Source organism: Anaeromassilibacillus sp. An250 (assembly GCF_002159845.1).
Classification (GTDB): domain Bacteria; phylum Bacillota; class Clostridia; order Oscillospirales; family Acutalibacteraceae; genus Anaeromassilibacillus; species Anaeromassilibacillus stercoravium.
In genome coordinates this window covers 313,962-331,881 of record NZ_NFJK01000001.1, presented here as the reverse complement: position 1 = coordinate 331,881, position 17,920 = coordinate 313,962, and the positions used below count along the sequence as shown (strand labels likewise).

The following is a 17,920-nucleotide window of genomic DNA, read 5'->3' as shown; positions in this document are numbered from 1 at the left end:
TTTGGACTAGGTATATCCCATTCCTACTTTGCGATTTATTTACGTTCAGAATCTATAGAGGAGGTTTCTACCATATTTTCTGCGGCGGCCTTCCCCTTGGTTTGCGCCTCGGGAAAAATTTTTCGCTGGAACTTCTCTTTGGTAAGCCCTTTTTTGTACAGGCGCCTACGAACTGTTTCGCGGAGAAGCGCATAGAGCACCGAAAAGGTTGGAATGCCCAACAGGATACCGACGATCCCAAACAGGTTCCCACATAGGATGATGGAGAGCAAAACCCAAATCGGCGGCAATCCAATGGAGGTGCCGACCACGCGCGGGTAGATTAGGTTCCCCTCAATCTGCTGGAGAATCAGGAAGAATACAATATAGGTTACCGTGTACCATGGATTCACCAAAAGCAGGATAAAACCCGCTGTGAACATAGAGATATAGGGCCCAATGATGGGAATCAGGCTGCATAGCGCGACAATTGAACTAATCAATACCGCATAAGGCAATCGGAGGATACTCAATCCAATGTACACCAGGAAAAACCAGATGCACGCTTCTGTGAGCTGCCCACGCACAAAATTGGAAAAGATCCGGTTGGCCATGCTGGAAATCTCGATGGTCCGCCTTGCTGCACGGTTGGGCAGGAACGCATAGAGTAGGCGCTTCAAATGGCTGGTCAGCTTTTCCTTACCGAACAGCATATACATACAAAAGATAAAACTCATGGCCATGGTAAAAATGCCGTTCGCCACGCTGGCTGTAATGTTAAACAGGGACCCCATAAAATTGGAGGTAACCTCTGTCGCTTTGGACAAAAGGGAAGTCCAATCGATGGAGAGGGAGTTGATTTGATCTTGGGTCACATTGTATTTTTCCAGAAGACGGATAATCTCGTTTGATAAGCGGCTGATGTACGTGGGGGCGTTCCGAATCAAGACTTCTAAAGAGGAAACCAATTCCGGAACGACAAAAAGGATAATTGCGCCTAAGATGACAATCAATGTTAGGAAGGAGAGCACCACGCAAACGGCGCGCCGGCACTTCTTCCACAGTTTGAGATCTTTTTTATTGAGAAAAGCAAATACTTTCTCCTCGTAAAACTTTAAGATCACATTGACTACAAATGCAATGGCAATTCCGATAAAAAACGGGGATGCAAGCGAAAAGATAGAGAGGAAAAAGCTGAACAGCTTGTCCAGGTTGAACAGAGCGAATATCAACAAAACGGTGTAGGTAATTAAAAGCACAATCCGCTTTGTCAGCTTGGGATCTTCGATCAGCTGTTTTAAATTCATATCGTTCACTCCTCAAGCTCATTATAATACGCGGTGTGAGCGAAGTAAAGAAAAGCCGTTCCAATTCATTGGAATTATCAATGGTTCAAAAGGCCGGATGCCATAGGGTTCCCAAGGCATCCGGCGTTATACATGGCAGTATGTTTTTATTGAAAAAGGGAAGTGATGGATTCCCATAACTGCTGGAAAAGGTTTACCACCCTGTCCCAAAAGCTAGTAGGTTGGGAATCTGGGTCCAGATCCTCGACGGGTTCCTCCGCATCGCCTAAGGAGATTTCTTCTGTGCGCAAGATGACCTGAATGCTGGCAGGAGCAGGATTTTTGCGGGATGTAAACGAAACCATCTCTGCTTCTGCGTCCAAATTTAAGAAATTGCTGTCCTCTTCCACTTGATCCAGCTGGTCTTCCACGGTCCCTTTGATGGAATCGCTTGCATCGCGAAGGGACGACGTGCTGCCGGACATATCCAGGGCTTCTGACAATGCGCCGATCAATCCGTCCAGTGTCTTCTGGGTCCCTTCATTCAGATATTGGCCGCTCTCCTTCATCATCGATTCGAGATCTTGTAGGAAGGTGGAGGTGCTGGTCAATGTGGAGCCGAGCTGTGTGGCCAGTTCGGAACAATCCGACAGCAGGGAGATGGTACCCTCCTTATATTGGTTTAAGGTATGGTTTAACGTTTGTACGGTGGTGAGGAAAGAAGAGCAGGTGGCGATGGCAGCTTGCAAAGATGTGCCGGTGCGGTTGAGTTCACCGATTACGTCCGCGGCGGAATCTAAATCGGAGAGCCCTTTCAGGTCGTCCAATAGATCATCGATTGCACTGCCTAAGCCGTCCAACGTGCCAACGGTATTGCTGGTATTGCTTAAAAGGTCGGTCAGCTTTTTCCGCACTTGTTCCAGCTTGACGGTGGCTTCATCCAATCGGTCGCGGTATTTCTTGAGCGGCGCAAGCAGTGTATCGGAGACGCCTTTCTGTGTAAGGTCCGCGATCACCTGGTCCAACTGGCTTTTGGTGTCCTGCAAACCGGTGAGCAATTTTCCAAGCGGGTCTTCCAGGCGGTCGATCGTTCCTTTTAGATCTTCCAAATCTCCCTCAAACGGCGCGAATGAATCGGTTAGATCATCAATGGCGTCTTGTAGGTTGGTGAGATGCTTGCGGCTGATGGTGGCGTCGTTCAGAGCGTCCTCCAGATCTTCCATGCTGTTTTGGAGACGGGAAAGAGAACTGGAAAGGCTTCCCAAGTCGGAGGCTAGGAGGCCGGTGGTATCTACCATGGCATTGATGTCTGCGCTGACATCGTTGACAAGCTGTTCCCCGTTTTGCAAATGCGGTACGAGAGCAACAATCTTCTGCGAGAGTGCATCCAGATCCTTCAAAGAAGCGTCTGCGCCGTCATAGATGCCTCCCTTCGCGGACTGAATGGATGTGCGCGCCTGTTGTAGGGCTTGCAATCCCTCCTGGGTCAGTTCCAGGCTTCCGGACATATCCTCCAGCGCGTTCAAAATTTGATCCAGGCTGTCATAGACGGAGTCGGCGGAATCGCCGATGGTGTCCTTCGCCTCTTTCAGATCCTTGATGGTCTTCATCTGCTCCAGGGTTCCGGGGATCATCAGCATGATCACGCCGGGAAACTCAAAGCTTTCCGTGCCGATGCGGATGGTAAAGGTTGTATGTTCGCCGGGCAGCGCCGCAAAGAGAACCGCTTTGTATGTACCGATGGATTGTGTTTGGGAACCCGGCGCTTCGATGCTGAGTACATCCTCGACATTGACCATGGTAGCCGCCTGCAACAGCAGATTGTTTTGATAGTAGGTTTCTGCGCTCCCGTTCGGAATGCATTCAATATTGATTTCTACCAAGCCGGATGCGCCGGCGAGGTCTTGCGCTTCTGTGGGAACGCCGTTGAGCTTGTAAGAGACTTTGAAGGACCAGGGCAGGATGATGCTGTTTTGCGCAGGCGTGCATTCGTAAAAGAAGTGATCGTTCGCATCCGGGGAGAGGCTCCAGACAACGCCGTCGTTCGTCAATTCCGGCTCGTCGTATCCGGACATGTTGGTGACCTTTGTGTACGATCCATAGTCCTTAAATTCCCGGTTCCCATTGAGGCTGCATCCTTTGACTACGCTGGTGCCGGTGACGGCGCCGTAGTGGTCCAGGTTGACGTAGACGGCCTCATCCGTTGTGACCGGCGTTTCCACCGCATGTGCAGGAATTGTAGCAAGGGGAAGCAGCATGGCGAAAGATAGGATACAAGCAATCAAGCGTTTATATTTCTTCATGATAAGAGGCCTCCTTTGGAGTTTTGCTGAGCTGTATCAGGGGCTGTAGTTTTTTTTCGTTTGTGTTTTTCCAGCCATGTTTTCCATCGGATGGAACGCTTAGCTTTGCGGAGCGCCCGGCGGCGCATTTGATTCATGACCAGTTTGTCGCTGAGCACCAGGAGGACAGGCAGAAGGAAAATCACCAGCAGGGTGCTCAGAAGGGCGCCGCGCCCCACCAAGTGCCCCATATCTGCGATGGCGGAAACAGTGGAAACATAGTACAGGCCGTAACCAACGATGGTTAGGATGGAACCGGACGTCAGAATGGACAGGGCACTTTGTGAGATTGCATGGATGGCAGCCTCTTTTTTGGGAAGATGGGTACGCGCTTCCAAATAATTGTTGGTTGTCAGGATGGAATAGTCCACTGTCGCGCCTAATTGTAAACAGCTTACGATGATATATCCCATATAAATCATCTTGTCGCCCGCTAAATAGGGGATCGCCATGTTGAAAAAGATGGCTACTTCGATGGGGATCATTACCACGATAGGAATAATGAATGAGTGGAAGGTCAACAGGACCACCACCGCGACTCCCAAAAGCGAAAGGATATTGACGTAATTGTAGTCGTTGGTGATGATGGTTTGGATATCCTGTGTCGAGGGTGTCGTCCCCACCAGATAGGAGCCCTCTGGATAATAGGATTCGACAATCGAACGCACTTCATCCGTACATTGATAAGCGTACGCGCTTTCGTCCTTGGTCTTAAGGTAGATCATGATGCGGCTGTAATCGTCCGAGTGGAGCTGTCCGGTCAGGGATTCTGGAAGGAAGTCTTCGGGGACCCCTTCTGGCAGCGTATCTGCGAGGGATGTGACGGATTTTACATAATCCAAATCCCGCAGCGATTCGGTCAAAGCGCGTTCCGTTACATTGTTGGTATTGGGGACCAATGCAAGGACCAGGTTGCTGCGGCCGAAGCGGGTATTGATCGCCTGCTCATCCTCATACACCTTTGTTCCAGGGCTGGAGCCCAAGGAGCCGTTCCCGAAAAGGAACTGGTTCATATTCTGCGCGGTAAAGGCCGGAACAACCAGAAGGGCAACCAGGATGAGTACGCCGTAGCGGATCTTAAAGACGGCCTTTCCTAATCCCTTGAAAGAGGGCATAAAAGAGCGGTGGGCGGTTTTTTCGATCTTATCCCCCCAGCGGAGCAATAAGGCAGGCATCAAAAGCAATACCGTTAAAAGGCTGATGACAATGCCTTTTGCCAGGACAAAGCCCATGTCAAAGCCAATTTTAAAGCGCATCAGCATCAACACGAGGAAGCCGACAATGGTCGTTGCGCCGCTGGACAGGATGGAAGTCACAGAGCTGTGAATCGCATTTGCCACAGCTTGCTCGGGTTCTACCCCCGCTTGCCGTTCCCTGGTGAAGGAATGCAGCAAAAAGACGGAATAGTCCATTGCGATGGCCAATTGCAGGATGGCCGCTGTACTAAAGGTGAGAAAGGAGATTTCCCCCAAAAAGATATTGGTACCCATGTTGATGATAATGGCCACGCCCATGATGAATAGGAAGAGGAAGGGTTCAAACCAGGATGTTGTGGTGAGGCAGAGGATCACCGAAATCATAAAAATCCCCATCACCATGGCGATAGCAATTTCACGGGTCAAGGTTTCATCCAGAGATTTGTTTTGTACAGCGGGCCCCATGAAATACCCCTTATCCCCGGTGATGGCTTCGATTTCGTTGAGTGCGTTGTGCGTTTTGGCATCGGAATCGTCCTCATCAAAAATGATATCCATCACGGCGTATCCGTCCTTGTAATAGTCCTCGATCGCCTCGTAATTGATAAAAAGTTCGGATTGATAGACGTCGGCTGCGGTATCCGCCCAGGTGACCATATTGACCCCGTCCACCGCTTCGATACGGTCCTTGTACAGTTTGGCTTCATAAAGGGATACATCACCGACCATGACGCGTGCCGTGCCGGGGTAGCCGAATTCCTCATCCATCACATTCAATCCGGCTTTCGAAGCGGCGTCGTCCGGCAAGTATTTGCTCAAATCATAATTGACCCGGACAAAGCAAAGGGCAATAATGCTGAGGACAACGGCAACGGCAAAAATCTTTTCAATCCATTTGCGTTTTCTGATGACAAAATTGGAAAAACGGTGGACCGTATGTTTTTCCTTTTCCAACTGCAATCGCCTCCTGTGACAAATTGTGGAAATCATTTGGCATTCTGGAACGAATCAGAAATTCTAGATGAAAAATCGGATATTGCACATGATACTGGATAAAAAACAGAATTGTATACCATAAAAATACATATTATATTATTTTTTCTACCTAGCATTTTTGAAAATCAAAAGGGATAACCCCTTTGTTCAGTGTTCGCCGGGGCGCTTTGCTTTGGAGAGCTTTTGGCCTCGTTTGCGATACTGCTGCGGGGTCATCCCTGTATACCGTTTGAAAATTTGTATGAAATAGCTTTGGGAGATGAAATGTAAAAAGTTACTGATCTCCAAAAAGCTCTCGTCGGATAGGAGGAGGAGATTCTGCGCTTCGCGCACACGTGCCTGCTGGATGTAAGAGGTAATGGTCGTCCCCGTCTCCTGTTTAAAGCGGCGCGAGAGATACCGGGGGCTCAGCTGCACCTGGTCTGCAAGGATCGAAAGGGAAAGCTCCTCGTGCAAATGATCGGTGATAAATTGAATGCACTGAGTGATGGGAAAGGAATACGCTGTCTGCCGCTGGACATTAGCCACCCGTTCGGTCAGGTCGAATACCATGCGTGCGCACAACATGTAGACATCCTTTACCTCCCCGCAGGTTTCCATCTGCTGCACATATACATCGCTGAGGCGGCATGCAGATTCGGCGCTCAGTCCCCCGGCGATTGCGGCGCGTGAAATTACGGCGGCAATCGCAATGGAGGTATCCTTGCTTTGCCGCAAGGGAGTGGAAGAGAGTGTGCCGGCGGTTCCTGAGAGGTAGGTATCCAATAAGCGTTTTAGTTCAGCGGTATTACCGGTCTGGACGCATTTTGTAAACATTTGCTCGAGCGCAAATGGGACTGGCATATTGGTCAATTCCCGCTGGGAAAAGTAGCTGGATTCCAAGGCGCGGTTGATTGCGTCCTGGGGGATCTGCTGCTGTTGGGCGATAAAAAAATCCGAGATGCCGATACTTTCCCCGAAAATTGTCAGATGGAACATCTGCACATAGCGGATAAACTGTACCGTGTTGTAAACAGGGAGCTGTTTGGCAAGAGTGTAGAGCTTATGCGTATCCTTACAGGGATAAAGCGAAGTCAGGTCACGGATGCTGCCCGGAGAGATCTCCTCCAAAAGCGCTGGTCCCAAAATCAAAAAAAGGGATTGTTCATCCATAGAAAAGGAGATGCAGGCACACAATAAGACCGAATGGTATGTCTGTAGGACCGGGCCTTGTTTCGCGCGTGCAATAAGGGATTCAGAAATGGAGCGCGGGAGGCCGATCTCCTGAAATTCTGGGAGAGAGGGAAAGAAAAGGCGCGTGGCCCCATGGATATCAGCAATTTGAATGGGAATTTGTGATACTTCATAGAGCAATTTGCTGAATTCGCGGATGCGTTCCCAATCGTTATCAAATTTCATAGGTTCTCTCCATTCATCGGTTAGCAAAAGCGTTAGGAAAAGTTCAAAAACCGGTAACATGTTTTTATTTCAAAAATATTATACTATAAACACTCTATTCAATATATTATATATACATGAAAACTATTTGAACAAATTATTGCCAACGGAGGTGTGATATGGAGGTCATCGAATTCAAAAATGTGGTTTGGGATATGACGCGCCGGATTTCCGAATGTATGGATGGGATGTTCCGCCCGATTAGCGAACAATATGGCCTGACACACATGCAGATGCGGATTCTTATGGAGCTTTGGTCCGCGGAGGATTCCCCCACAATCGGCCAGCTTGGGCGCACATTGGGGATGACCAGCGGAAATATGTCCTCCATGTGCAAACGTTTAGAGCAAGAAGGCTTCCTTCTTCGGGTCCGGGATTTACAGGATGAACGTATGGTCAAAATCGCCTTATCTGAGAAGGGGAGGGACACTGTCCGGGCGATTGACCGCCTTGCAGAAGAAAAATATGCCTCCTGCTTAGAGAGGCTTGGACGGGAACGGATGGAGCAAGTTGCCGAAAATTTGCGTGAGATCGATGCGCTACTGCGCGACATGTTGGAAAATCATCAGAAAGGAACAGTCGAATGAAAGAACAGAAATCACCGAAAAAATCATTGATCTATTATTATGTAATTGCGCTCGTGGTGCTTCTTTTATTAAATGCACTGATATTCCCCAGTATATTTGGCACACGGGTAACCGAGGTTTCTTATGACGCATTCCTGGCCCAACTAGAGGCGGGTAAGATCACCTAGGTGGAAGACCAGGAGGATAAAATTGCTTTTATCGGGCAGGACGAAAATGGAAAAGAAGCCGTATTCGTCACCGGCAAAATGGAGGACAGCGATACGCTGAGCAGCCGCCTGGATGAAGCGGATGTTCAATATGGAAAGGAAATCCCGAAAGAAGAGTCGCCGCTTCTTACGTTTATTCTCTCCTGGGTATTCCCCATTTTGATGTTTCTTATTTTGGGGCAGCTGCTCACCCGCTATATGCAGAAAAAGATGGGCGGCCCCAACGCCATGACCTTTGGCAAGAGCAACGCCAAGATCTATGTGGAGGCGCAAACGGGCAAGACCTTTGACGATGTTGCCGGGCAGGACGAGGCGAAGGAAGCCCTTTCGGAGATTGTGGATTTCTTGCACAATCCATCGAAATATGCAGAGATCGGCGCTTCTCTTCCGAAGGGCGCTTTGCTGGTGGGCCCTCCGGGAACCGGTAAGACATTGCTTGCGCAGGCGGTCGCTGGGGAAGCAAAGGTGCCGTTTTTCTCCATCTCCGGTTCGGAGTTTGTAGAGATGTTTGTCGGTATGGGGGCAGCCAAAGTCCGCGACCTCTTTAAGCAGGCCCAGGAGAAGGCCCCTTGCATTGTGTTTATCGATGAGATCGACACCATCGGAAAAAAGCGCGAGGGCGGCATGGGCGGCAACGACGAACGGGAGCAGACCCTCAACCAGTTGCTTACGGAGATGGACGGCTTTGACGGGAAAAAGGGCGTTGTAATCCTGGCCGCGACCAACCGCCCGGATTCCTTGGACAAAGCGCTTCTGCGCCCGGGCCGTTTTGACCGGCGTATCCCGGTGGAACTGCCGGACCTGGCGGGGCGCGAGGCTATTTTGAAGGTTCACGCCAAAAAGATCAAAGTGGCACCCGACATCGACTACAACGCTATCGCCCGCGCGACCGCAGGCGCTTCCGGCGCGGAGTTGGCGAACATCATCAATGAGGCGGCCTTGCGCGCGGTACGCTGCGGCCATTTCAGCGTGACGCAGGCGGACTTGGAAGAGAGCGTGGAGGTTGTCATCGCCGGTTACCAGCGCAAGAGCGCGGTGATCTCCGCAAAGGAAAAAGAGATCGTCGCTTATCATGAAATTGGACATGCGCTTGTTGCCGCGATGCAGAGCGACTCGGCGCCCGTCCATAAAATTACCATTGTCCCGCGTACATCCGGAGCCCTGGGCTATACCATGCAGGTGGAAGAGGGCGAGCGGGTGCTGATGTCCCGCGAAGAGGCGTACAACAAGATCGCCACGCTGACCGGCGGCCGTGCAGCGGAAGAACTGATCTTTGGCTCGTTTACCTCCGGGGCATCCAACGACATCGAGCAGGCGACTAAGCTTGCGCGCTCCATGGTGACCCGGTTGGGCATGAGCAAGACCTTTGACATGATGGCCTTGGAGACGGTCAGCAATCAATACTTGGGCGGGGACGCCTCCTTGACCTGCTCGCCGGAGACCGCGGCTAAGATCGACGAGGAGGTTTTGGAGCTGATCCGTTCTGCGCACGAAAAGGCGATTGCGATTTTGAAGGAGAATATGGAGAAGCTGCATGAGTTGGCGCACTATCTGTTGGAGAGGGAGACCATCACGGGCGAGGAATTCATGGAGATCCTAAAGAAATAATGGGACAGCGGCCGGGCACAGGTGTTTATGCCCGGCCGCTGCTGCTTTTCCGGATGGGTTTTGCTTTTGTAGAGGGCCTATGGTATAATCAATCCATTCCGCATGGGCGCTTGCCGGAAAGGGGCAACGGCGTTTGGATGCGGTGTGGGCCGCCTTTTTAGGCGGATGCGAATCAAATCGAAAACGGGTGTTTCCCGGGAAATAGGAGTGTATCTATGGCTGAACAGTGGAAAATGGTAATCCCGTGCCTGTTGGGGATCGAAGGACTGGTGGGGGATGAATTGCGCGCCATGGAAGCGCAAAATGTGGAACCGCAGAACGGCCGTGTGTTTTTTACCGGAGATGCGTCGATGCTCGCGCGCGCCAACCTCGGCTCACGGTATGGGGAGCGCGTTCTGATTGAACTGGGGAGCTTCGAGGCGCGCAGTTTTGAAGAGCTCTTCCAGGGGGTAAAGGCCCTGCCTTGGGAACAGTGGATCGAAAAAGAGGATGCGTTTCCCGTCAAGGGGCGCTCCCTGAATTCCAAATTAGCCAGCGTCCCAGATTGCCAATCCATCATCAAAAAAGCCGTCGTGGAGCGCCTGAAGGGCAAATACCATCTAAATTGGTTTGAAGAGACCGGGACTCTGCATCAGATTCAATTCCTCATCATGAAGGACCACGTCAGCGTCATGCTGGATACCTCCGGGGCGGGCCTGCACAAGCGCGGTTACCGGGCCAATTCCACAGAGGCGCCGATCAAGGAAACCTTGGCGGCGGCGATGGCGTATCTTTCGCGCGTCCGCCGGGATGGAATTGTGATCGACCCATTCTGTGGCTCCGGCACCATTTTGGTGGAATCCGCGCTTTACGCCAAAAACATCGCCCCGGGGCTGCAACGTTCGTTTACAGCGGAACGCTGGAAGAATATCCCGTCCGCAGTCTGGCAGCAAGAACGGGCGCGTGCGCGGGACCTGGTGTGCCGGGATGCTTCCTTTGCCGGGTATGGATACGACATCGACGGGGCTGCGGTGAACCTGACGCTGGAAAACGCGCGCAAGGCCGGTGTGATCTCCTGCATCCATGCGGAGAAGCGGGATGTGGCGGATTTCCAACCACTGGGCGAACGCGGCGACGTCATTTGCAACCCGCCGTATGGTGAGCGCCTGCTGGATATCCGCGCCGCGGAAGAGCTCTATCGGACGATGGGGAAGGTGTTTACCCCCAAGAAAAAATGGAGCTATAACATCATCAGCCCCGATGAGACCTTTGAGGAGTGCTACGGCCGCAAGGCGGACCGCCGCAGAAAGCTTTACAACGGCATGATTAAGTGTCAGTTTTATATGTATTATAAAAGCGGGATTTAGCAGATGGACAGCCAGTCCGCTACGGCAAAAGCGGCTGGTTGCCGAAGCAGAAATGCAAGAAGAGGGCTGGAAATTTCAGGGAGAGTGTGCGGAAAGGCTTTTATAGCGCATGTGGCCGGTTGTAGGAGCAATGGCTTGAACCCGCCATATTTTGTGGACTCCCCTTGGAAATCCGGCCCTGCTTTGCATATTTCTGGGTGAATTGTAAATAATTTATGAAATTGCATTTTTTCGGGAAAAACCCCTTGATTTTTCCTGCGTAAGTGGCTAAAATAGTCTTAGCACTCAGAGATAGTGAGTGCTAAGAACATATCGTTTCAAGCGGCGCGGTCAAAGCGTCGAGCAGTTTGAAAGGGTATGCATGGATTTTGTAGGATCTATTTCTGAAGGAGGAAATTTAAATGACAATCAAACCGTTGGCAGACAGAGTTCTGATTAAGATGGAAGAAGCAGAAGAGACCACAAAGAGCGGCATCATCCTGGCAGGTTCCGCGAAGGAGAAGCCGCAGGTTGCGGACGTCATCGCAGTGGGCCCCGGCGGTATGGTAGACGGCAAGGAAGTCGTTATGAATGTCAAAGTGGGCGATCGTGTCATCACCAGCCAGTATGCTGGTACGAACGTCAAGATGGACGGAGAGGAATACACCATCGTCCGTCAGAGCGACATCCTGGCAGTGGTTGAATAAATAAGTATTTAAGAGAATTTATAGTATCATATTTGGAGGAATAGACTATGGCAAAGCAGATCATCTATGGCGAAGAAGCAAGAAAAGCTCTGCTGAGCGGCATCAATCAGCTCGCAGATACCGTGAAGATTACGTTGGGACCTAAGGGCCGCAACGTTGTGTTGGATAAGAAGTTCGGGGCTCCGCTCATCACGAACGACGGCGTGACCATCGCAAAGGAAATTGAGCTGGACGACGCATTCGAGAATATGGGCGCACAGCTCGTGAAGGAAGTTGCCACCAAGACGAACGACGTCGCTGGCGACGGCACCACGACCGCAACGCTGCTGGCACAGGCTTTGATCCGCGAAGGCATGAAGAATGTCGCAGCTGGCGCAAACCCGATGGTGCTGCGCAAGGGCGTACAGGACGCTGTAGACACAGCTGTGGATGCTCTTCGCGAGCATTCCAAGAAGGTTACCTGCTCCGACGACATCGCCCGTGTTGCAACGGTTTCCGCTTCGAATGAAGAAGTTGGCAAGCTGATTGCGGACGCAATGGAGAAGGTCACTTCCGACGGCGTCATCACCGTGGAAGAGAGCAAGACCGCTCTGACGGACTGCGACGTCGTGGAAGGTATGATGTTTGACCGCGGCTATATCAGCCCTTACATGGCGACCGATACCGACAAGATGGAGGCTGTCCTGGACGACGCCTACATCCTGATCACCGATAAGAAGATCTCCAACATCCAGGAAGTCCTGCCGCTCCTCGAGCAGATCGTACAGGGTGGCAAGAAGCTGCTGATCGTTGCAGAGGATGTTGAGGGCGAGGCGCTCACAACCCTGATCCTGAATAAACTGCGCGGCACCTTCAATTGCGTTGCAGTCAAGGCTCCGGGCTTTGGCGACCGCCGCAAGGAAATGCTGCAGGATATCGCCGTGCTGACCGGCGGCCAGGTGATCTCCTCCGAGCTTGGCTTGGAGCTGAAGGACACCACGATTGCCCAGCTGGGCCGTGCACGCCAGGTCAAGGTGGACAAAGAGAACACCATCATCGTTGACGGCGCTGGCAACCCGGACGACATCAAGGCGAGAGTCCATCAGATCCGCAGCCAGATCGAGACCACCACGTCTGATTTCGACCGCGAGAAGCTGCAGGAGCGCTTGGCAAAGCTTGCAGGCGGCGTAGCGGTCATCCGCGTAGGCGCTGCAACAGAGATTGAGATGAAGGAGAAGAAGCTCCGCATCGAGGACGCTTTGGCGGCAACGAAGGCGGCTGTGGAAGAAGGCATCGTAGCAGGCGGCGGCGTTGCTTTGATCGATACGATTCCGGCGGTTGCAAAGCTGTTGGAGAGCGTTGAGGGCGACGAGAAGACCGGCGTGCAGATCGTGCTGAAAGCGCTGGAGGAGCCGGTTCGTCAGATTGCGGCGAACGCTGGCGTCGAAGGATCTGTCATCGTGGAGAACCTCAAGAAGGAGTCCAAGGTCGGCTATGGCTATAATGCATTGACCGGCGAGTATGGCGACATGATCTCCTTTGGCATCGTTGACCCGACGAAGGTTACCCGTTCCGCACTGCAGAACGCAGCTTCCGTCGCACAGACAGTTCTCACCACCGAGAGCCTTGTAGCGGACAAGAAAGAGCCGGTTCCGCCGGCTGCTCCGGCTGATGCGGGCATGGGCGGCATGTATTAATCCAAATTGCAATAAGAAGTTTTGGACCCTGGGTTTCACTTTTGCGGAACCCAGGGCTTCTTTATTATTTTAGATGTAAATTTATGACCGCGGCGCCGTTTATCCAAACGGTGGGAAGTCCGGCTAGAAAGAGCATGTTTCCACGCTCTTGGACTTGTGATAAGATAGGGACAATGAAACACAAATCAAATTTTTAGTGGAGGGCAAATGTGAATTGGATTGACGAAGTGCATACTGTTGTTTCCAATCTTCTTGCTTTCTGGTGGCAAAAATGGGGTGGAACAAACGAAAAGGCAGCGTCTTGAGGTGATGGAAGATCACTTGGTTCTATACGCCTTGTACCAACCATCCATTTGGTGATCGTCACGACCTTGTCCAAATTTTCCCATAGACTTGTTACAGATTTGTAAGCATTGCTCGGAAATGGACCTTTTTCACGATTGAAGAAGCCTGAATTGCCTTTGGAACGTCCCGGCTAGGAGAAAGGAGTAGCTTTTCAAAAGAGGCCGAAATCCGCCTTCCCTGTCTTTTTCCGCGGTTTGAGGAAATCGGCTGGGTATGGTAAGATAGGCACATCACCGGAAAGGAGGTGCGACAATGGGAGGAAGTTCCATTTTTTGGCTTGTGGTCATCGTCATCGCCGTTGTAGTTGAGGCGTGTACCGTGCAGTTGGTTTCCGTTTGGATGGCAATTGGCGGTGTAGGAGCGCTGATCGCTGGCCTGTGCGGAGCGCCGTTTTGGGTACAGACGGCTGTATTTGCCGGCGTCACGGCTTTGGCGCTCTTGATCAGCCGCCCCATGGTCAAAAAGGTGATGCACTTTCAAAAGGTGGACACAAATGCAGGACGCTACATAGGGAAAACTGGCATTGTCACAGCGCGGATCGATAACACGGAAGGGATTGGCCAGGTGACCGTGCTCGGCAGCGTCTGGACAGCGCGTTCCGCCGACGGCTCCGTGTTGCCGGAAGGAGAGAATGTCGTCATCAAAGCGATCGAAGGGGTAAAACTGATTGTAGAACCGGAGAATCACTATCTGAAGACCGAATAACGACGAACTTAACGAGAGAAGAACAAAGGAGAATGGTTTATGCCATATGTAATTGCGATACTTGTTTTACTGCTGATTGTGATCATCATTGCCAATATCAAAATCGTTCCGCAGGCCCATGCGTATGTCATGGAGCGTCTGGGCGCGTACCATGTGACCTGGGAAACCGGCCTGCATGTCAAGATTCCGTTCCTGGATAAGATTGCCAAAAAGGTTTCTTTAAAGGAGCAGGTGATCGATTTCCCGCCCCAGCCGGTAATCACCAAGGATAACGTGACCATGCAGATTGATACGGTTGTGTATTTCCAGATCACGGACCCGAAGCTCTATGCATACGGTGTGGAAAGCCCGATTTCCGCAATCGAAAACCTGAGCGCGACCACCCTGCGCAACATCATCGGCGATCTGGAGCTGGACCACACGCTGACCTCCCGCGATGTCATCAATACGCAGATTCGCCAGATATTGGACGAGGCGACCGATCCCTGGGGGATCAAAGTCAACCGCGTGGAATTGAAGAATATCCTGCCGCCGGCGGAAATCCAGGATTCCATGGAAAAGCAGATGAAGGCCGAGCGTGAGCGCCGCGCCAAGATCTTGGAAGCAGAAGGCCAAAAGCGCAGCGCAGTCCTGATTGCAGAGGGTGAAAAGGAGTCTGCCATCCTGCACGCGGAAGCGTTGAAGGAGGCTAAGATCCGCGAGGCGCAGGGCGAGGCGGAGGCCATCCTCTCGGTGCAGAAAGCCCTGGCTGACAGCATTAAGATGTTGAATGAGGCAAATCCGGGCGAGGGCGTTATCGCGATCAAGAGCTTGGAGGCGTTCGAGAAAGCGGCGGACGGCAAGGCGACCAAGATTATCATCCCATCCAATTTGCAATCGCTCGCGGGCTTGGCGACCTCCCTCAAGGAGTTTGTGTCGGATGATACAAACCTTGCAAAATAACCCATCGTTGCGTCAGAATATACAAAATGGAGGAGAAAAAGCTGGAAACATCATCTGAACTGGACGAAAACACGAATTCCCTGGAAATAGCTTGCTTTTGTACGGAAAATATCCTAAAATAGATGTAGAATTTTGCGTGCCGGCCGTGGCGTCCGGAAAAGCCGGAGGCAGAAAAGGAGACGGAGGTATAGCAATGAAGAGGATTTCCGTTCGCAAAGGGGCGTTCGTGATTCGCCGGATGGGTGTATCCATGTCCATTTTTGCATAAAAAGATAGGCTGCGTCGTTTTGCCGTCGCAGCCTTGTTTTTATGTCTTCCTGCGGATGGAAATCTTCAGACTTTTAAGAAACAGGAGCGTGTAAAAGTATGGCAGTCAAAAAAGTGGCAGTGATTATGGGCAGCGACAGCGACTTCCCCACGGTTTCCGCAGCAATCAAACGCCTCAAAGCGCTGGAGATCCCGGTGGAGGTACACGTGATGTCCGCGCACAGAACGCCCCATGCGGCGGCGGAATTTGCACAGAATGCGGTGCAGAACGGCTTTGGTGTAATTATCGCAGCAGCAGGCAAGGCGGCGCATCTGGGCGGTGTGCTGGCGGCCCACACCACCCTTCCGGTGATTGGCATCCCGATCAAGTCCTCGACCTTGGACGGTTTGGATGCACTCTTGGCAACCGTACAGATGCCCAGCGGAATCCCGGTGGCGACGGTTGCAATCGACGGCGCCGACAATGCAGCGATTCTGGCTGCACAGATGCTGGCCCTCTCGGATGAGACGCTGGCGGCAAAGCTCCTGGAGATGAAGCAGCAGATGGCGGACGGCGTGGCGAAAAAAGACGCCGCCATCCAGGAAAAAGTGGCGGAACTTTAATATTGTGAGACCGGCGTTGCCGGAGAGGAGTAACGTATGAACAAAAACAGCTATAGCGATCGGTATAAAGAGGCGGGCGTGGATGTAACCGCCGGCTACAAAGCGGTAGAATTGATGAAGAGCCATGTGGCGCGTACGCAGATCCCCGGCGTTGTCTCCGGGATCGGCGGCTTTGGCGGGCTGTTCCAGCCGAATCTCAGCGGGATGAAAGAGCCGGTGCTCGTGAGCGGTACGGACGGCGTGGGCACGAAGCTCAAGATCGCCTTCCTGCTCGATAAGCACGACACCGTCGGCATCGACTGTGTGGCCATGTGTGCGAACGATGTAGTTTGCTGCGGCGCGAAGCCGCTGTTTTTCCTGGACTATGTGGCTGTGGGGAAGAACGTGCCGGAAAAGGTGGCGGCGATCGTCTCCGGCGTGGCGGAGGGCTGCGTGCAGTCCGGCTGCGCGTTGATCGGCGGCGAGACCGCGGAAATGCCCGGCTTCTATCCGGTGGACGAATACGACCTGGCGGGCTTCTGCGTGGGCATTGTGGACCGGGAAAAGATCGTCGATGGATCGAAGTTGGAGGCGGGAGATGCCTTGATCGGGCTTCCCTCCTCCGGCGTACACTCCAACGGTTTTTCCCTTGTGCGCAAGCTCTTTGCAATCGATGAAGAGAATGTCCGGCTCTATGTACCGGAGCTGGGAGGGACGCTCGGCGAGACGCTGCTGACCCCGACGAAGCTCTATGTGAAGCCGGTGCTTGCGCTGCTGGAGCGCTGCGAGGTCAAGGCGATTTCCCACATCACCGGCGGCGGGTTCTTTGAGAATATCCCGCGCATGCTCAAAAACGGCCTGACGGCAAAGATCGATACCGCTTCGATCCCGAAGCTCCCGATTTTTGACCTGATGCAGAAGACGGGCGCCATTCCCACCCGCGAGATGTACAACACCTTCAACATGGGCGTGGGAATGTGCATCGCCGTGGCAAAGGACCGGGTGGATACCGCGTTGGCGGCCCTCAAAGAGGCTGGCACCGATGCGTTCGTCATGGGCGAGGTGGTCCCCGGTGAGGAGGGCGTCGTCCTATGTTAAACATCGCCGTTCTGGTTTCCGGGGGCGGCACCAACCTACAGGCGCTGATTGACGCCCAAGCGACCGGGCAGATACAAAATGGTGCCATTTCGCTGGTGATTTCCAGCCGAACGGACGCCTTTGCGCTGGAACGCGCTAAGAAGGCGGGGATTCCCACCCGTGTATTGCTGCGCAAAGGGTTTGCAGAGCAGGCGGATTATGACGCTGCCCTGCTTGCCTTGTTGGAGGAATTTCAAATTCAGCTGGTTGTGTTGGCGGGCTTTATGACCATTATCAGCGAGACGGTCATCCGGCAATATGAGAATCAAATCATCAATGTACATCCGGCCCTGATCCCATCTTTCTGCGGGCCGGGATTCTACGGGCTGCATGTCCATGAAGCGGCCCTGGAAAAGGGCGTCAAGGTGAGCGGCGCGACGGTGCATTTCGTGAATGAAGTGTGCGACGGCGGCCCGATCATCTTGCAGAAGGCGGTGGAGGTGCTTCCGGACGATACGCCGGAAACGTTGCAACGCCGGATCATGGAGCAGGCGGAGTGGAAGCTCCTGCCGCGGGCGGTCGAGCTGTTCTGCGCAGGAAAGATTGTTGTGGAAAACGGCAGGACCAGGATCTTGGATTAAGGGAAAGGACGGAACG

13 protein-coding genes and 1 pseudogene are annotated in these 17,920 nt (G+C 52.5%); 10 read left to right on the top strand and 4 right to left on the bottom strand.

The features are described from left to right. Window positions 1-35: 35 nt before the first annotated feature. From B5F54_RS01595 to B5F54_RS01580, 4 genes are all read right to left on the bottom strand, one after another. On the bottom strand, window positions 36-1,286 hold the full coding sequence (locus B5F54_RS01595; protein WP_087229513.1) for an AI-2E family transporter: 1,251 nt from the start codon (window positions 1,284-1,286) through the stop codon (window positions 36-38). A 146-nt stretch (window positions 1,287-1,432) separates the two neighbouring features. Beyond that, complete coding sequence (locus B5F54_RS01590; protein ID WP_087229510.1) at window positions 1,433-3,568, bottom strand: hypothetical protein; 2,136 nt, start codon at window positions 3,566-3,568, stop codon at window positions 1,433-1,435. Beyond that, window positions 3,565-5,757: an efflux RND transporter permease subunit gene (locus tag B5F54_RS01585; RefSeq protein WP_330396764.1), complete on the bottom strand. Its 2,193-nt coding sequence runs from the start codon at window positions 5,755-5,757 to the stop codon at window positions 3,565-3,567. Before B5F54_RS01585 ends, B5F54_RS01590 begins: the two co-directional genes overlap by 4 nt. A gap of 189 nt (window positions 5,758-5,946) precedes the next feature. Next, window positions 5,947-7,197 carry an AraC family transcriptional regulator gene (locus B5F54_RS01580; RefSeq protein WP_172749497.1) on the bottom strand — a complete coding sequence of 417 codons (1,251 nt, stop codon included), beginning with the start codon at window positions 7,195-7,197 and terminating at the stop codon, window positions 5,947-5,949. Window positions 7,198-7,355: 158 nt separating this feature from the next. On the opposite strand from B5F54_RS01580, the gene B5F54_RS01575 reads away from it, so the two are divergent. The 10 genes and pseudogenes from B5F54_RS01575 (at window position 7,356) to purN (ending at window position 17,904) form a co-directional block, all read left to right on the top strand. Further along, window positions 7,356-7,823 (top strand): MarR family winged helix-turn-helix transcriptional regulator, encoded by a 468-nt coding sequence (locus B5F54_RS01575; RefSeq protein ID WP_087229501.1) that lies wholly within the window; start codon window positions 7,356-7,358, stop codon window positions 7,821-7,823. Then, window positions 7,820-9,637 (top strand): annotated as a pseudogene (ftsH, locus tag B5F54_RS01570) (ATP-dependent zinc metalloprotease FtsH). The gene B5F54_RS01575 and the pseudogene ftsH overlap by 4 nt, the downstream one beginning before the upstream one ends. Window positions 9,638-9,852: 215 nt before the next feature. Beyond that, on the top strand, window positions 9,853-10,983 hold the full coding sequence (locus tag B5F54_RS01565; protein ID WP_087229498.1) for a THUMP domain-containing class I SAM-dependent RNA methyltransferase: 1,131 nt from the start codon (window positions 9,853-9,855) through the stop codon (window positions 10,981-10,983). Window positions 10,984-11,384: 401 nt separating this feature from the next. Continuing rightward, window positions 11,385-11,669, top strand: a complete 285-nt coding sequence (locus tag B5F54_RS01560; protein WP_087229495.1) for a co-chaperone GroES — start codon at window positions 11,385-11,387, stop codon at window positions 11,667-11,669. 47 nt (window positions 11,670-11,716) lie between these two features. Then, entirely contained in the window at window positions 11,717-13,345 is a 1,629-nt protein-coding gene (gene groL, locus B5F54_RS01555) for a chaperonin GroEL (protein WP_087229492.1), read from the top strand. Window positions 13,346-13,942: 597 nt separating this feature from the next. Next, the gene (locus B5F54_RS01550; protein ID WP_087229489.1) at window positions 13,943-14,395 is read left to right on the top strand and encodes an NfeD family protein; all 453 of its coding nucleotides are present in this window, start codon (window positions 13,943-13,945) and stop codon (window positions 14,393-14,395) included. Window positions 14,396-14,434: 39 nt separating this feature from the next. Continuing rightward, on the top strand, window positions 14,435-15,337 hold the full coding sequence (locus B5F54_RS01545; protein ID WP_087229486.1) for an SPFH domain-containing protein: 903 nt from the start codon (window positions 14,435-14,437) through the stop codon (window positions 15,335-15,337). A 366-nt stretch (window positions 15,338-15,703) separates the two neighbouring features. After that, window positions 15,704-16,207, top strand: coding sequence for a 5-(carboxyamino)imidazole ribonucleotide mutase (gene purE / locus B5F54_RS01540; RefSeq protein ID WP_087229483.1), 504 nt, complete (start codon window positions 15,704-15,706; stop codon window positions 16,205-16,207). Between the two features lie 36 nt (window positions 16,208-16,243). Continuing rightward, window positions 16,244-17,284, top strand: a complete 1,041-nt coding sequence (purM, locus tag B5F54_RS01535) for a phosphoribosylformylglycinamidine cyclo-ligase (RefSeq protein ID WP_087229480.1) — start codon at window positions 16,244-16,246, stop codon at window positions 17,282-17,284. Then, a complete protein-coding gene (purN, locus tag B5F54_RS01530; RefSeq protein ID WP_087229476.1) occupies window positions 17,278-17,904 on the top strand; it encodes a phosphoribosylglycinamide formyltransferase in 627 nt (208 codons plus the stop codon). Before purM ends, purN begins: the two co-directional genes overlap by 7 nt. Window positions 17,905-17,920 lie beyond the last annotated feature (16 nt).

Coding starts and splice junctions, on each gene's coding strand:
- B5F54_RS01595 (WP_087229513.1), bottom strand. CDS start 1,286: ATGAATTTAAAACAGCTGATCGAAGATCCCAAGCTGACAAAGCGGATT.
- B5F54_RS01590 (WP_087229510.1), bottom strand. CDS start 3,568: ATGAAGAAATATAAACGCTTGATTGCTTGTATCCTATCTTTCGCCATG.
- B5F54_RS01580 (WP_172749497.1), bottom strand. CDS start 7,197: ATGAAATTTGATAACGATTGGGAACGCATCCGCGAATTCAGCAAATTG.
- B5F54_RS01575 (WP_087229501.1), top strand. CDS start 7,356: ATGGAGGTCATCGAATTCAAAAATGTGGTTTGGGATATGACGCGCCGG.
- B5F54_RS01565 (WP_087229498.1), top strand. CDS start 9,853: ATGGCTGAACAGTGGAAAATGGTAATCCCGTGCCTGTTGGGGATCGAA.
- B5F54_RS01560 (WP_087229495.1), top strand. CDS start 11,385: ATGACAATCAAACCGTTGGCAGACAGAGTTCTGATTAAGATGGAAGAA.
- groL (WP_087229492.1), top strand. CDS start 11,717: ATGGCAAAGCAGATCATCTATGGCGAAGAAGCAAGAAAAGCTCTGCTG.
- B5F54_RS01550 (WP_087229489.1), top strand. CDS start 13,943: ATGGGAGGAAGTTCCATTTTTTGGCTTGTGGTCATCGTCATCGCCGTT.
- B5F54_RS01545 (WP_087229486.1), top strand. CDS start 14,435: ATGCCATATGTAATTGCGATACTTGTTTTACTGCTGATTGTGATCATC.
- purE (WP_087229483.1), top strand. CDS start 15,704: ATGGCAGTCAAAAAAGTGGCAGTGATTATGGGCAGCGACAGCGACTTC.
- purM (WP_087229480.1), top strand. CDS start 16,244: ATGAACAAAAACAGCTATAGCGATCGGTATAAAGAGGCGGGCGTGGAT.
- purN (WP_087229476.1), top strand. CDS start 17,278: ATGTTAAACATCGCCGTTCTGGTTTCCGGGGGCGGCACCAACCTACAG.